This is a genomic window from Nitrososphaerota archaeon, assembly GCA_029785825.1.
Taxonomy (GTDB): Archaea; Thermoproteota; Nitrososphaeria; order Nitrososphaerales; family Gagatemarchaeaceae; genus UBA183.
On record JAFLYY010000001.1, the window covers coordinates 66,816 to 80,978 of the forward strand.

At 61.2% G+C, this 14,163-nt stretch carries 16 protein-coding genes; 13 read left to right on the plus strand and 3 right to left on the minus strand.

Annotation, left to right across the window (positions count from 1 at the left end; genetic code table 11):
* Nucleotides 1-12 precede the first annotated feature (12 nt).
* The 3 genes from JRN21_00355 to nrfD are packed head-to-tail and all read left to right on the plus strand — an operon-like array spanning nucleotide 13 to nucleotide 2,415.
* On the plus strand, nucleotides 13-780 hold the full coding sequence (locus tag JRN21_00355; protein ID MDG6987764.1) for an enoyl-CoA hydratase/isomerase family protein: 768 nt from the start codon (nucleotides 13-15) through the stop codon (nucleotides 778-780).
* Nucleotides 781-808: 28 nt separating this feature from the next.
* Nucleotides 809-1,429 (plus strand): 4Fe-4S dicluster domain-containing protein, encoded by a 621-nt coding sequence (locus tag JRN21_00360; GenBank protein MDG6987765.1) that lies wholly within the window; start codon nucleotides 809-811, stop codon nucleotides 1,427-1,429.
* Nucleotides 1,423-2,415, plus strand: a complete 993-nt coding sequence (gene nrfD / locus JRN21_00365; protein MDG6987766.1) for a polysulfide reductase NrfD — start codon at nucleotides 1,423-1,425, stop codon at nucleotides 2,413-2,415. The genes JRN21_00360 and nrfD overlap by 7 nt, the downstream gene beginning before the upstream one ends.
* Here the strand turns inward: nrfD and JRN21_00370 are convergent.
* On the minus strand, nucleotides 2,361-3,308 hold the full coding sequence (locus JRN21_00370; GenBank protein ID MDG6987767.1) for an MBL fold metallo-hydrolase: 948 nt from the start codon (nucleotides 3,306-3,308) through the stop codon (nucleotides 2,361-2,363). The genes nrfD and JRN21_00370 overlap by 55 nt on opposite strands.
* Nucleotides 3,309-3,865: 557 nt before the next feature.
* Here JRN21_00370 and JRN21_00375 point away from each other — a divergent pair.
* From JRN21_00375 to JRN21_00420, 10 genes are read left to right on the plus strand one after another with little or no spacing between them, the layout of a single operon-like run.
* Nucleotides 3,866-4,282 carry a 4Fe-4S binding protein gene (locus tag JRN21_00375; GenBank protein ID MDG6987768.1) on the plus strand — a complete coding sequence of 139 codons (417 nt, stop codon included), beginning with the start codon at nucleotides 3,866-3,868 and terminating at the stop codon, nucleotides 4,280-4,282.
* Nucleotides 4,234-5,544, plus strand: a complete 1,311-nt coding sequence (locus tag JRN21_00380; GenBank protein ID MDG6987769.1) for a pyruvate synthase — start codon at nucleotides 4,234-4,236, stop codon at nucleotides 5,542-5,544. Before JRN21_00375 ends, JRN21_00380 begins: the two co-directional genes overlap by 49 nt.
* Nucleotides 5,528-6,460, plus strand: coding sequence for a pyruvate synthase (locus JRN21_00385; protein MDG6987770.1), 933 nt, complete (start codon nucleotides 5,528-5,530; stop codon nucleotides 6,458-6,460). The genes JRN21_00380 and JRN21_00385 overlap by 17 nt, the downstream gene beginning before the upstream one ends.
* 53 nt (nucleotides 6,461-6,513) lie before the next feature.
* Complete coding sequence (locus tag JRN21_00390) at nucleotides 6,514-7,785, plus strand: 2-hydroxyacyl-CoA dehydratase (protein ID MDG6987771.1); 1,272 nt, start codon at nucleotides 6,514-6,516, stop codon at nucleotides 7,783-7,785.
* Nucleotide 7,786: 1 nt separating this feature from the next.
* Nucleotides 7,787-8,593 (plus strand): 2-hydroxyglutaryl-CoA dehydratase, encoded by an 807-nt coding sequence (locus JRN21_00395; protein ID MDG6987772.1) that lies wholly within the window; start codon nucleotides 7,787-7,789, stop codon nucleotides 8,591-8,593.
* A 3-nt stretch (nucleotides 8,594-8,596) separates the two neighbouring features.
* The gene (locus JRN21_00400) at nucleotides 8,597-9,403 is read left to right on the plus strand and encodes a hypothetical protein (GenBank protein ID MDG6987773.1); all 807 of its coding nucleotides are present in this window, start codon (nucleotides 8,597-8,599) and stop codon (nucleotides 9,401-9,403) included.
* 4 nt (nucleotides 9,404-9,407) lie between these two features.
* Nucleotides 9,408-10,565: a 2-hydroxyacyl-CoA dehydratase gene (locus JRN21_00405; protein MDG6987774.1), complete on the plus strand. Its 1,158-nt coding sequence runs from the start codon at nucleotides 9,408-9,410 to the stop codon at nucleotides 10,563-10,565.
* A 43-nt stretch (nucleotides 10,566-10,608) separates the two neighbouring features.
* On the plus strand, nucleotides 10,609-11,763 hold the full coding sequence (locus JRN21_00410) for a thiolase domain-containing protein (GenBank protein MDG6987775.1): 1,155 nt from the start codon (nucleotides 10,609-10,611) through the stop codon (nucleotides 11,761-11,763).
* Nucleotides 11,760-12,197 carry a Zn-ribbon domain-containing OB-fold protein gene (locus tag JRN21_00415; GenBank protein ID MDG6987776.1) on the plus strand — a complete coding sequence of 146 codons (438 nt, stop codon included), beginning with the start codon at nucleotides 11,760-11,762 and terminating at the stop codon, nucleotides 12,195-12,197. Before JRN21_00410 ends, JRN21_00415 begins: the two co-directional genes overlap by 4 nt.
* Entirely contained in the window at nucleotides 12,194-13,309 is a 1,116-nt protein-coding gene (locus tag JRN21_00420) for an LLM class flavin-dependent oxidoreductase (GenBank protein ID MDG6987777.1), read from the plus strand. Before JRN21_00415 ends, JRN21_00420 begins: the two co-directional genes overlap by 4 nt.
* A 21-nt stretch (nucleotides 13,310-13,330) precedes the next feature.
* Here the strand turns inward: JRN21_00420 and JRN21_00425 are convergent, their stop codons facing one another.
* Together JRN21_00425 and JRN21_00430 are read right to left on the minus strand one after the other, a co-directional pair.
* Nucleotides 13,331-13,525 carry a hypothetical protein gene (locus JRN21_00425; GenBank protein ID MDG6987778.1) on the minus strand — a complete coding sequence of 65 codons (195 nt, stop codon included), beginning with the start codon at nucleotides 13,523-13,525 and terminating at the stop codon, nucleotides 13,331-13,333.
* Nucleotides 13,522-14,100, minus strand: coding sequence for a molybdenum cofactor guanylyltransferase (locus tag JRN21_00430; protein ID MDG6987779.1), 579 nt, complete (start codon nucleotides 14,098-14,100; stop codon nucleotides 13,522-13,524). Before JRN21_00430 ends, JRN21_00425 begins: the two co-directional genes overlap by 4 nt.
* Nucleotides 14,101-14,163 lie beyond the last annotated feature (63 nt).

A 14,163-nucleotide genomic window follows, 5' to 3' on the forward strand; every position in this document is an offset into this window, starting at 1 on the left:
GCGAAGATAGGATTGGGAAAATCAGTGAGCTCGCGCATCGACGACGGGGTCGCAACCCTCACCCTATCGAGGCCCCCTCTAAACATACTGAACATGGAGATGATGCAGGACCTCCTCGAGGAACTAGCCCATGCCACGTCAGGGCGCGGAATCAAAGCCGTCGTCCTGAGGTCGGGGCTGCCTGGCGTGTTTAGCGCCGGGGCGGACATCAGGGACCATCTCCCACCACAGACGGAGGGCTTCATCAAGACCTTCGAGAAGCTCGTCTCGTCCCTCGCTTTCTTTCCGAGGCCGACGGTGTCCGCCGTCCGTGGTAAATGCCTCGGCGGTGGCATGGAGTTGGCGTTGGCTTGCGACTTCGTCGTCGCCGAAGAAGGCTCCACGTTCGGCCAACCGGAGGTCAACCTCGGGGTCTACCCCCCTGCGGCCGCAGCCATCTACCCGAGACTGGTGGGGCTGAAAGCCGCTTCCGATATAGTCCTCACGGGGCGGAGCATCTCAGCCGACGAAGCATATTCGTTGGGCTTCATCACTTCCGTCGCCAGACCCGGGGAACTCGACTCGAAATGCGACGAAATTCTGGAAGCCCTGAGGAGCAAGAGCAGCCAGGTCCTTGGGGTCGCCAAGAGGGCGATGCTCGACTGCCTCTCCCTCCCTCTGGGCGAGGCGCTCACAAAGTCTTCGACATTGTACCTCGAAGAGCTGATGAAGATGCAGGACCCCCAGGAGGGCCTCGCTTCATTCATGGAAAAGAGGAAGCCGCATTGGCAGGACGGGTAGCCAGGACCTTGCTAGGAGGCGGGACGCTTTGGTGAGATGGGGGATGGCCGTGGATCTCACACGATGTGCGGGGTGCCAGACATGCACGATCTCCTGCAAACTCGACCACAACACGCCGCCCGGAGTCTTCTGGAAGAACGTCAGGGATGTGGAAGTCGGAGCCTACCCGACGGTCAAGCGCTTCTTCCTGCCTGTGCAGTGCATGCACTGCGCTGACCCTCCCTGCATGGACGTCTGTCCGACGACGGCGACAAGGAAGCGGGAGGACGGGGTCGTCCTCATAGACTACGAGAAGTGCATGGGGTGCGGATACTGCGTCCTTGCATGTCCGTACGAAGCGAGGTGGCTCGTCAAGGAGGAGAAGGACTACTTCGGGGACGGCCGGCTCCCACAGCCAAGGCCTCTTGGCGTCACCACGAAGTGCGACCTCTGCTTCGGCCGCCTGGACGCCGGCATCAAGGACGGGGGGAAGCCGGGGTCGGATGCCGAAGCCACTCCCGTATGCGTGAACTCGTGCCCGGCCAAGGCCATCGTGTTTGGAGACCTGGACGATCCGGAGAGCGAGTTGTCGAAGCTTGTCAGGACGAAAGAGTCGTTCCGCCTCCTCCCTGACATGAAGACGGACCCGTCGGTGTTCTACTTATGGTGACGGCAGGGGCAGAACGTGCGTCCGGCGTGCGGCTCCAGGCTCCGCAGCGAACCTGGGGATGGAGCATCGCTGCCTATCTCTTCCTGGCGGGGTCGGGGTCGGGGGCTTACGTGACGTCAGTCGCAGTTGGCTCATTCAACGCCTCGCCGTCCCCAGCTTCGTGGATTGGGGTCGTCCTCGGAGGTCCGCTGGTCCTCTTGGGCATGGTGTTCCTCATCCTGGACTTGGGAGTAAAGAACAACGCGACGAGGGCTTTCCTCAACGTCCGCACGTCTTGGATGGCCAGAGGTGCATGGATAATATCCACTTTCGCCGTCCTCGATATCGCCCAGCTCTTCTTCTCCCTGCTCCATCTGCCATGGCCGGCGGGAGCGAGCTTGGTAGCGGCAGGGTTGGCAGTCGCCACAATGTTCTACACCGGGTTCCTGCTGAAGGCGTGCAGGCCCATCACATTCTGGAGCACGATGATCCTCCCTGTCCTCTTCCTCGCATCTGCCTCTTCGACCGGGGTCATGCTCGTGGTCCTCGGGACCGTCGCCTATGGAAGCACAACCGGGTCTGTCGCCGCGCTTTCGACGGCCGACGTCTTCCTCATACTTGCGGAGTCGCTCGTAATCGTAGTCTTCCTCCTCCGCGGAGAAAGGCTCCAGACGTCCCGGGGAAGCGTACAGCTGTGGGTGAGGGGGCGACTCGCCGCCGGCTTCTGGGGTGGGGTCGTTGTCTGCGGTCTGCTGGTCCCTCTCGTCGCGGAATCTTACCAGGCCGCGGCGCCCCTCCTCGCCACTTGCATGCTTCTTGGCCTGACGGGGGGGCTTGTGCTCAGAAGGATAGTCCTCGCGGCCGGGATCAGAAGGCCCCTGATCGACTCAGTCGTTTTTCGCGGCCCCGCCGGGTCTGTCGTCGGTGAGGGTGGCATGGGCCCGGCATCGGGTCAGGTGGACGCAGGGGCGGCCGCTGGCCTTCGGGTCTCTCCAGAAAGCGCGTAGGCCATGTAAGCTTCTACCGTCATCCCGAGGAGGGGCCCGAGCAGAATATCCCTCGCGAATCCGTCCAAACCAGAACTCTTCAGGCCTGCCTCTCGAAGCGACCGTTCCCTCATTTCGTCGACTGTTTCCCCGAGCCCCATCCCCTGTTCCACCATCGAAGAAATGGAGTCCAGCCATGCCCTCATGGTCTGCGTCTGCCTTTCGAAAGCCTCCTTTGACGTCGGCTGGGGCCCGAAGTGAGGAGCTAGGAGGAGCCGGGGCTTGAACCCCTGGATTAGCTCCACGCTTCTCACGGCTGCGCCTACATCATACACAGGAGGGCTCCCTGGCGGGAGAAGGAAACGAAGCCCCTTCCTAGTCACGCAGATCGCGTCGCCGGAGAACATCGTTCCATCGTCCGTAAAGAACGAAGTGTGACTAGGCACGTGACCGGGGGTGAAGACCGGCTGAATCTTTACGCCTCCCAAGTCATATGCTTCTTCCCTCGCAGGCTCGAGCCTGTCTGGCTGGATGGGTGAGAGGCTCCCGATCAGCTGTGCGGCTTTGCCAAAGGAGGTCATGGATGCAGCCACCAGCCTCGAAGGTTCGATGAGGTGCCTGAGTGCTTTCTCATGAGCTACGACAGTCGCGTTGGGAAGCCGCGGCATCAGCTCTCCTAGGGCCCCCGCGTGGTCCAGGTGGAAGTGGGTGAGGAACACATGCCTGACGCTGTCAGGGCTGACACCCAATGTACCCATCCCCTCCATCACGCTTTCCCAGTTGGTGGAATAGCCTACGTCGACCAAAGCGGAACCGTTGCTCCCCTTCACGACATAGGACGCCACTGTCTCGTCACCTCCGTATCCTCCGGTGTCAATCATGCCTGTACGCGAGGTAACCCAGACGGCGGTCAAAGCGCCCCGAAGGTCCTATGACGTTATTTATATAATTTCAGAGAAATCTATAAATATTAACTGGCGCCCCGCAAACCGCCCAATTGAAGCTCGGAATCCGGCTGCATGGACGGGGAGGGCAGGGGGTCAAGACTGCCGGTCGGATCATAAGTACCGCAGCTTTCCTCGAAGGCCACCAGGCGGAAGACTCTCCCATGTACGGCCCTGAAAGGAGGGGCGCTCCCGTCGTGTCCTTCGTCAGGGTCTCCGACGAGCCCATAGAGGGGCGGGGGCCCATAACACATCCCGACGCGGTTGTCCTAGCCGACCCCACAGTCTCCGACTCGAAGGTCTTCCCTGCGCTCTCGGGGCTCGCGGAAGGGGCCGTCGTAATAGTGAACGCACCGACGGGACGCGGGATCGGCTCGCTTCCTTCTCGCGCGGTCTACTTCGACGTCTCCGGAGTCACGAGCCGCTACCTGAAGAAAACGAGCGTCAGCGCGGGGATTGCCGCCGCCACATGCAAAGTACTCGGCATAGCTGGACCGGAGTCCCTCCACCGGGCAGTGGAGATGGAGATGGAAGAGATAGGACTCGACGAGGAGTCCATACGTGCCAACCTGGCGTCCGCAGACGAGTGCTACTCCCTCTCCCCAAGGGTCTCCCCCTCGACGAAGATACAGGATGAAAGAGAAACCGATCTGGTCGAGTTGAGTGCACCCACCGGCACGCTCGCATCCATCTCGTTGATCGTGAGCACGGGGAACAGCTCCCAGAACAGGACGGGCGACTGGAGGCTCTCAAAACCCACGATAGACTACGCCAAATGCACGAAGTGCATGGTGTGCTACGTCTACTGCCCTGACTCGGCTATAACCCTCAAGCCAGACCTCACCCCGACGATAAACTACGACAACTGCAAGGGGTGCATGATCTGCATGGAAGAGTGCCCACCGAAGGCCATTTCAGAAGAAAGGTCGACGGTGTCAAGATGAAGAGGATGCTGACGGGAAACGCGGCTGCCTCTTGGGGGGCCCGCGTCTCTGATGTCGACTACGTCTGCGCATATCCCATCACCCCCCAGTCAGAGATAGTCGAAACGCTGTCCCACTGGGTGGCCGCTGGGAGCCTGAAGGCGAGATTCGTCAACTTCGACTCGGAGCACTCGATGCTGGCGGCGGCCGGAGCAGCGTCCCTCACAGGTGCCCGGGTTTTCACCTCCTCTTCCAGTCAGGGCCTCGTCTACGGCCTGGAGAACCTGTACAGCATCGCAGGATGGAGGGCCCCCCTAGTGCTCGTCAACGTGTCCCGAGGCATGGGGATGCCGATGGTACTCCAAGTGGAGCACGGGGACGTCTTGGCAGCGAGAGACACCGGGTTCATCCAACTCCACGCGGAGACATGCCAAGAAGTTCTCGACCTAGTGCTCATGGGGTACAGGGTCGCCGAGGACAGCCGGGTACTCCTCCCGGTCATAGTCAACATGGATGGGTTCATCCTCTCCTTCGCCAGGGAGTCAGTGGACGTCCCCGAGACCCGTGCGGTCAGGTCGTTCCTGAAGCACTACTCGCGCCCGCGCCCTCTCCTCGGCCTGGAGGGCGAGCCCGTGGTCTATGCCCCCACCACGACCGACGGGGAAGTCTACGCCTTCTACAAGCGCCAGCTCCACGAGAGTTCCCTGAAGTCAAGGGAGGTCTTCCTCGAAGCCGCGGAAGACTTCGCAAACATCTTCGGGAGGCGATACGGTACCACGGAGGAGTTCATGACCAACGACGCCGATACCGTGATAGTCACGACCAACTCATACAGCTCGAACATACGGGCTGCCGTCAGACAACTCCGAGGCACGGGCGAGAAAGTGGGGATGCTCAAACTGACAATGCTCCGGCCCTTCCCGCGCCGGGAGGTGGCAGCCGCCCTGCGTCACGCCGAGAGGGTGGCCGTGTTCGAGCAGAATCTGGCCCCGGGCAGGGGGGCGATCATACATCCCGAGGTCGTGGAAGCCCTCTACCACTCGACCGAGAAGCCAAAAGTGGTCGCGTCCTTCGTCGGAGGGATAGGGGGGATGCCCGTCGGCACAGGGGAGGTCAGGGCGATGCTGCGCAAGTGCAAGGAACTCGAGTCGGGTGGAGACCCTGGAAGACCGACGCTGCTCTACAGCATGGCGAGCTGGGCCAAGATGAAGAAGTACCTCGACGTCGCGGGGGTACACGCTGAAGATACACAGGAGAATGTGACTGTTGGTCCAAAGCACTGATTCGGCCTTCAGGACGCTGAAGGACGTCCCCCGGGAAGAGCGCCTCAGGCCAGGCTCCCCCCTCTGCGCCGGATGCGGAGGCGAAGCCGTCGTCAGGCTGGCGCTCAAGGCGCTGGGTCCGCGAACCATCGTAGTCTCCGTCCCGGGCTGCCTGGCTCTCTTAGCCCTCTATCCGTACGCGACTCTCACGAGCTCCCTCCTCTTCACGACCTTCGCCAGCGGCCCCGCCGCCGCCCAGGGGATTGTCGACGGGATAATGGCCAGGGTCGAGAAGGGAAAGCTGGCCGACCCCAACTCGAAGGTCATGGTCCTCACGGGGGACGGTGCGGCCTACGACATAGGCCTCCAGGCGACCTCCGGAGCTGTCCAGAGGGGCCTCGACTTCTACTATCTGTGCTACGACAACGAGGCCTATGGGAACACGGGCTTTCAGTACTCGTCAGCCACGCCGCTCGCAGCCTCCACTTCGACGACGGCAGCTCTAGGCGGCTCGATTGGCAGCGGACTGAAGAAGAAGAATCTCTTCGAAATCTGGAGGGCGCACAACCCCGCATACCTCGCGACCATCTCCCTCTCCAGGCCGGTCGACCTCCTCAGGAAGTTCGAGAGGGCAGCGAAGGTCAAGGGGCCCAAGCTGTTCATCGCGTTCAGCGTCTGCCCTACGGGGTGGGGCTCCGAACCGAGGATGACGGTCAAGTTGGACAAGCTCGCCGTCGAGAGCGGGATATGGCCCCTGAAGGAAGCTGTGGACGGGAAGGTGGTCCATACCTACATACCCCGGAGGAGGGTTCCGGTCGAAGAATACCTGAGGATCCAAAGGCGCTTCGAGCACCTGTTCGAGCCTTCCAAGAAAGAAGAGACGATCGCGAGCATCCAGAGGAACGTGGATGCCTACTGGACGGATGTAATTATATAAATTAGTTAGAATAGATATAAATAAAACCTTTTCGACGCCCAGGGGGACCAATAGTGTCGGAGCAGAAGTTCACCCCTGCCTTCAGGGAGCTCGACAAAGCGAAGAGCATGCAGGGGGAGATGCTCAAGGCATACTTTGCATCACTTCTCAACAGCCATGCAGAAGGGAAGAAGGTCGGGTACTCGTTCGTGATGGCCAACCCCATCGAGCTTCTCTCCGTATTTGATGTGCTGCCGCTTTATCCTGAAGTGACCTCCCTCAACATATCCTACAGGGGAGGTGCCCCCCAGCTCATCGCCCAGTCAGAAGAGGTGGGTTACTCGACGGACGCCTGCGGCTATGTGAAGATGGGCGTGGCTTCCACGATGGACGGGACCAACACGGTCATCGGGTCGCTCCCCAAGCCCGACGTACTCCTCCTCACATACTCTGGGTGTCAGATCTACATCCACTGGTGGGAACAGTATCACTATCAGACAGGCGCCCCAATATTCACCCTGGACATACCTTACGTGAGGGACTACGACGGACAGGTCCCCAGGCACGACATACGCTACGTCTCCGGCCAACTACACGAAATCATATCCATGCTGGAAAAGTCTACGGGGAAGCGCTTCGACGAGGGGAGGTTCCAGGAGGTGATCCGCCTGTCCGCCGAAGCCTGGGACCTGTGGAAACAGTGCCTAGAGATGGGGAAACTCAAGCCATCGCCGCTCGACGCCTATTTCGAAGCCATCTATTTCATGGCCCCGATAACGTTCGCTCGCGGAACCCAGAAGGCGGTGGACTTCTACAGGTTCCTCCTCGAAGAACTCAAGCTGAGATATGAAAGAGGGGTGGGCCCAACCGAATCTGAGAAGTACAGGCTCGTCTTCGAAGGGGTCCCCAACTATCCCTTCTTCAAGAAGTTCTGGGGGCTATTCGGCTCCTATAACGCGAGGGCCGTGGCTTCGACCTATCCCAAGGTCGCGGGCATGGTAGACACGGACTCGTTCCACCTCGACCCTAGAAGGCCGATCGAGACGCTGGCAGAGTACATGATACACGCCTATTGCAACTGGAACATGCCGATAAGGACCAAGCTGATCGAGAAGTACGTCAGAGACTACCAGGCAGACGCGGTCGTCATCCATTCCATCAAGAGCTGCCGCTCGTTTTCCATGGGCCAGGGGGACATCAGAGAGCACTTCGCGAAGGACCTCGACGTCCCGACCCTCCTGGTGGAGTCGGACCACGTCGACCCGAGGTACTTCAGCGAGGCGCAGATGAAGAACAGGGTTGACGCCTTCTTTGAGACGCTCGCCCTGAGGAAGGGGGCCACCTGAGATGGGAAAGGAATACTTCGGGGGGGTCGACGCGGGCTCGACCTACACCAAGGCCGCCGTCATCGACTCGAAGGGGAACCTGATTGCGACGACGTCTGACATGACCGGGGTCAACATAATATCGGCTACCACCAGGCTTTACCATGACGTCCTCTCCAAGGCGGGCCTGTCAGAAGACCAGGTAGGTTTCGTCGTCGGGACCGGCTACGGGCGCTACAAAATCACATTCGGGAACACCCAGGTGACGGAGATCAGCTGCCATGCGAAGGGAGCTCACGTCCTCTTCCCGGAGACAAGGACGGTCCTCGACATGGGAGGGCAGGACACCAAGGCGATACGCATCAACGCCAGGGGGGAGGTCGTCGACTTCACCATGAACGACAAATGCGCCGCGGGGACTGGGCGTTTCATAGAGGGCTCTGCTCGGGCGCTCAACCTCAGCCTCAAGGACGTGGGGGATATCTCCCTGAAATCCACGAACCCCGTGAAGATATCGGCCACCTGCGCGGTCTTCGCAGAGTCGGAGACCCAAGAACAGCTTGCGTGGGGGAACAGCCTCCAAGACATACTCTATGGCATCCATGCCTCCATGGCGAGCAAATCCATCGGGCTCCTCAGGAGGGTGGGAATCGAGCCGGAGCTCACCTTCACCGGAGGAGTCTCCCTCAACCAGGGGATGGTTCGCTGCCTGCAGGAGCAGCTCGGGATGAAGATAAACACGGACAAGCTGACGATGTTCTGCGGGGCCATAGGCGCCGCCCACTTCGCGCTCGAAAAGAGCATGGTGACGGTCAGGGCGGGTGGATAGAGCATGATGGAGACAGCCATAACCGCAGGCATCGACGTGGGGACCAGGAACACCAAGGTCGCCCTCCTCGAGGACGGCAAGCGCATCCTGACCATGAAGGACTACCCTACCGGTTATGACTTCGGCAAGGCCGCCGAACAGGCCCTCCACGGCTCCCTCGACTCCCTGGGCCTGGGCAGGAAGGACGTGTCCTATGTGGCGGCGACAGGCTTCGGGAGGTACAGGGTGGATTTCAGGGACATCAACGTCACCGACATCACCGCGAACGGGAAGGGTGCGAAGTTCTTGTACCCTAACACTACGTGCGTGCTGGACGTCGGAGCGGGGAACGCGAGGGCCTCCAAGGTGAACGAGAACGGAAAGGTGATCAAGTTCAGGTCGACCGAGAAGTGCGCCGCCGGCGGCGGCGGCTTCCTCGAAAAGATCTCTTTCTACACGGGGGTGAAGCTCTCTGAGCTGGGAGAGGTATCCCTGAAGGCCCTCAACCCTGTCAACATGTCGACCGTCTGCTCTGTCCTCGCCGAGTCAGAGGTAATCAACCTCGTGACGCAGGAGGTCCCCATGGAAGACATCCTGATGGGGGCCCACAACTCCGTGGCGGGGAGGGTCAGCCTCACCCTCAAACAGGTAGGCCTCGAGTCCGAGATAACGCTCACTGGCGGCCTCGTCCTCAACCCCGCCTTCATCAAAGCCCTCGAAGAGAAGATACACATGAAGGTCAACGCTTCCTCGCGTCTGCTCTACGCCGGGGCGCTCGGAGCGGCATACTTAGGGTACAAGCGGCTGGAGAAGAAGACTCAGGCAGGGTGATGGGGTGCAAGTCCAACAGCTTCCCGCAGACTTCCGGGCCGCCGCGGACGATTCTTACACGAAGTTCGAGTCCGTCGCCCGGTGGAAGGAAGCCACGAAGTCTCCCGCGGTGGGCTTCTTCCCCGTCTACTTCCCCGAGGAGCTCGCGCACGCCCTGGACATGCTCCCCGTGGGACTCAACGGCGCGTCGGGGGGCGTGAGCCTCGACATAGCCACCGCCCACACCCAATCCTTCGTCTGCTCGATTTCGCGCAGCGTCTTCCAGATGGCCCTGCAGGGGAACCTCGACCTCTTCGAAGGTCTCGTCTTCTCAAACATATGCGACGTCGCGAGGAACCTTTCGGGGATAACCAAGAGGAACCTTCCGGCGAGGTACGTCGAATATCTGCACTATCCTATCAACAATGGCTCCGGTTACGCGGTGGAGTACCTCAGGAGCGAATACGAGAGGCTGACCCAGGGGATGGAGAAGCTGTCAGGGAGGCAACTCGGCAGGGAGAGGCTCAACGAGAGCATTGCCATCTACAACGAGAAGAGGAGGTTGCAGAGGCAGCTCCTCGAGCTGAGGAGAGAGAGCCCATGGCTGGTCCCCTATTCTGACTGGTATTCCGTGCTCAGGGCGGGGTCTATCATGCCCGTCGAACAATACGTCGACGGAATGAAAGGGTATCTTAGCGGGCTGGTCGGCGCCCAGGGAAGGACCCAAGACAGAATACGTGTGGCCGTCGTGGGCAACTTCTGCGAGCAACCGCCTGTGATGCTGATGAAGGTGATAGAGGACGCAGGTTGCTATGTAATCAACGACGAGGCCCTGATAGGCTCCAGGTGGCTCGGGCAGGCCGCAGCCGGCACCGAGGATCCGGTCGCCGCGCTGGCCCGGGGGTACGTGTCCAACATGGAGCCGTTGACCGTACGCTTTCATCCCGGCATAAACAAACAAGAATACATCGCTTCCTTCCTAGAAGGCATCAAAGCCGAGGGAGTCGTCTTCCTCACTCCGAAGTTCTGCGAGCCGGCGCTCTACGACTACATGATCTTCAAGGGAGCTCTGGACAAGACGAAGCTGCCCTACCTTCATCTTGAGTACGAGGAATCAAGTTCGAGCTTCGAGTACGCCCGTACCATGATCGAGACGTTCGCAGAAGGGATACTCTTCGATTAGGGAAAGGGCGGATTAAGTCCGGGACAAGGACGCGTAGGTCTGATTGAACGACGTGGCCGTCGTGGGAGTAGGGCAGACGGGGTTCGTCCAGGCGTCCGGTGTTTCAATCAGAGAGATGGCGTTCAGCGCCTTCCAAGAAGCAGTGGACGACTCCGGCAACCTTGAGGCGAAGGACATCGACGCCTCGGTCGTCTCATCGGCTCCCGAATACGACAAGCAGCGGTCCCCGGCAGGCGCCATCTCCGAGTATCTAGGGTTGAACCCCAGGCCGAGCATGTACGCGGAGTCTCTGTGCTCTTCAGGCACCACCGCGGTCAGGGTGGCCTACGGCCTGATCAAATCGGGCCTCAACGGCGTTGTCGCCGTGGTCGGGTTCCAGAAGATGTCGGAGCTATCCGCGGCCGACGTCCAGGAAAGGATGGGGCGGGGGGCGGACATAGTGTGGGAGACCCCCTTCGGGCTCACGATGCCTGACGGCTATGCCCTATTCGCCAGGGCTCACATGCAAGAGTATGGGACGACGAGAGAGCAGTTGGCCGCCGTGAAGGTGAAGAGCGGGAAGTACGCGGCCCTCAACCCGAAGGCCGCCTTCCAGCGAGAGGTCTCCATGGACGACGTCCTGGGCTCGAGGATGATAGCGGACCCGTTGAGGAGCCTCGACTGCACTTCTAACGCCGACGGAGCTACCTGCGTCATACTCGCGAACGCGGAGGATGCGAAGAAAATCACAGACACTCCCATATGGGTGAAAGGGATCGGCTCCGCGAGCGACGCGCTTACAGTTGCGAGCAAGGCGAGCCTGACGGGGCTCGGCTGCGCCTCGGAGGCAGCCAGTCAGGCGTACAGGATGGCGGGCGTAGGGCCCGGCGACATAGACGTAGCGGAGGTTCACGACTGCTTCACTATCTCTGAAATCTTGGCCTACGAGGATCTCGGCTTCTGCAAGCGGGGAGAGGGGGGCAAGCTGGTTCAGGACGGAGAGACCTACATAGGCGGCAGGATACCCGTGAACGTCGACGGCGGCCTTCTGGGTAAGGGGCACCCCATCGGCGCCACCGGTGGTTCTCAGATCCGTACCATAGTGAGGGAGTTGAGGGGGGACGCGGGAAGGGCACAGGTGAAGGGGGCGGAGCTTGGTCTGGTCCACAACATAGGAGGGATCGGGCTCTACGGCAACGTAGTGATCATGGGGCGATGAGCTGCACGACGTTCGAAAGGTTCGGGAAGATAAGCTACACGGCGGAGAGCAAGGCGAAGAGGTTTGTCGACTTCCTCGACGCGGGGAAAGTCATGGGGACGCGGTGCACCAGGTGCAAGAAGGTCTACTTCCCTCCGAAGATGGACTGCACCAACTGCCTGACCAGCGATTCGATGACATGGGTCGAGATGCCGGGGCCTTGGACGCTCCTGACCTACACCAAGGCACACTTCGCTCCGACGGGCTTCGAAGGCGACACTCCCTACGTGATCGGGGTCGCCGAGTCGGTTGGAGGGCACAGGCTCCTCGCGAGGGTCGCAACCTCCGTCGACGACGAGAGGCTCGGCCCAGGGATGAAGCTCGAACTCAGGGTGGCACGGCTCGACGGCGGCAAGCTCGCCTACGAATTCTCCCCCTCAGGGGTCGACAGTTGAGCGCCAGAGACCGCACCAACGCGGTGGACGCGGAGAGGGTCAGGTTCGGCATCGAAGCCCCCAACTTCCCCTGGAGCACGATCCTCGACCTGGCGCTGGCGGGGGAGAGGGAGGGCTATGACTCGTTCTGGATGCCGGACCACAGCGTCGCCACAGGCACGAAGAGGTGGGACGCACTGGAGGCGTGGACGACGCTCGCGTCGATTTCATCCCGCACTCGGAGGCTAAGGCTCGCCACGGGGGTGAGCGACACCTACAGGAGCCATCCTGCCACTCTTGCCCAGAGGGCCGCGACCTTGGACGCCATCTCTGACGGGAGGGCGATGCTCGGGATAGGGGTGGGAGAGGCGATGAACCTCGTCCCCTTCGGCATCCCCTACGACAGGCCGGTGGCCAGGACAGAGGAGGCCCTCGAGATAATCAGAAGGCTCTGGACCGAGGACAACGTCGACTTCAAGGGAGCATACTATAACCTGAGCGGCGCCTTCCTGCAGCCTAAGCCGTCTGTCCCGGTGTCCCCCGACAGGTACAGGCCGACCGTCCCAATCTTCGTGGCCGCCAGCTCTCCAAGGACCATGCAGATGACCGCCAGGTTCGGAGACGGGTGGCTTCCGGCCAACATGGCCATCCAAGACTACGGGGTGAACCTCCAGAAAATCAGGGAGATGGCAGGGCGAGCGGGACGGGATCCCGGAGCCATCGAGCCGGCCCACTTCACCTACGTCGCCCTGGCCAAGAACAGGGACGAGGCGCTGAAGGGGGTGATGACGCAGGCAAAGATGCTCCTGCTGTCAAGGCCGAAGATCTTGGAGGAGCTCGGCTTCAAGCCCCCTTCGTACGACTACGAGATGACCTACAAACTCGTCTTCCCCGGAGGGGCGAAGGGCTGGGTCGCGAAGGCGTTGGAGATCCCGGACGAGGCTGTGACCAAGTCCCCCTATGTGATCGGCGGCCCGGACGACGTGGTCGAGAAGCTCGAAGGGTACGTCGCAGCCGGGTGCCGCCACTTCGTGCTCAACTTCCAAGTCCCGGCGAGGGCGCTCAGAGACACCGCGGAGCTGTTCGCCGAGAAGGTCATGCCGCACTTCAGGGGCGGCGGACCGGAGCCCTGAACCCGGACTGAGGGCCCAGGCTCACCTGGACGTCCCTTCGTACTTCTTCTTCAGGTCCAAGTCTTTGAAGGACAGGCCGCACTCCCCCTTGCTGTCGTGCATGTATGGGCAATGCTCCGCGCAGAAGAAGCCTGTCTCGGTCGCATGTATCGTCTCCGGCTGGACCGCACAGACTTCGCAGAAGTAAAGCCATCTGGAGTTGTTGAGGCGGGTCACCCGGTCGCGCCCCCGCCCCTCCGTAGCAGGGAGTCGTACTCGGCCTCCGAGTTGATGTTCAGGAACGATTGAAGTTCCACGTCTAGTCCCCTCAGCTCCTCCACATCGACATAGACCACGTCCTGGAGGGAGGAGATCACCTGCATACAGCCGAGCCTTCCCCGCCCGATTGCCTCTCGGGCTGCAGCCGCCACCTCGCTCCTCCTGTAGACCGAGACCAGCGGCTCGAACCTTCCGATGTCCCGCCAGACCGGGACCGCGGCGGAATGGTCCCTGGCGCGCTCAAAGAGGCGTCGGAGCAGGGAGCGTCTGACCAGCGGCGTGTCGCACCCCACGACGGCCGCGTAAGGGTGCTTCGCAAGTTCGAGCCCCGTCGCTATCCCGGCAAGGGGGGTGCGGACGTCAAAGGCGTCGCTCTCGACCCTGACCCCGGACCTGACGAGCCCCTGATAGCCGCGTCTGTCCTTGGCGCCTATGACTACCACTACGTCATCCGAGATCTTGGACATCTCTTCGGAGATCAGCGTGAGGAAGGGGACTCCACGGTACGTAAGCAGGGATTTGTCTCTCCCCATCCTGGTGCTCAGGCCGCCCGCGAGGACGACGGCCGACAGTGGCCGGTCTCCGCCGTCAGGTCC

Excerpts from the sequence above, each read along its gene's own strand:
- JRN21_00415 (MDG6987776.1), top strand. The coding sequence starts at position 11,760 with ATGAGCTGCACGACGTTCGAAAGGTTCGGGAAGATAAGCTACACGGCG.
- JRN21_00400 (MDG6987773.1), top strand. The coding sequence starts at position 8,597 with ATGATGGAGACAGCCATAACCGCAGGCATCGACGTGGGGACCAGGAAC.
- JRN21_00395 (MDG6987772.1), top strand. The coding sequence starts at position 7,787 with ATGGGAAAGGAATACTTCGGGGGGGTCGACGCGGGCTCGACCTACACC.
- JRN21_00430 (MDG6987779.1), bottom strand. The coding sequence starts at position 14,100 with ATGGGGAGAGACAAATCCCTGCTTACGTACCGTGGAGTCCCCTTCCTC.
- JRN21_00375 (MDG6987768.1), top strand. The coding sequence starts at position 3,866 with ATGGAAGAGATAGGACTCGACGAGGAGTCCATACGTGCCAACCTGGCG.
- nrfD (MDG6987766.1), top strand. The coding sequence starts at position 1,423 with ATGGTGACGGCAGGGGCAGAACGTGCGTCCGGCGTGCGGCTCCAGGCT.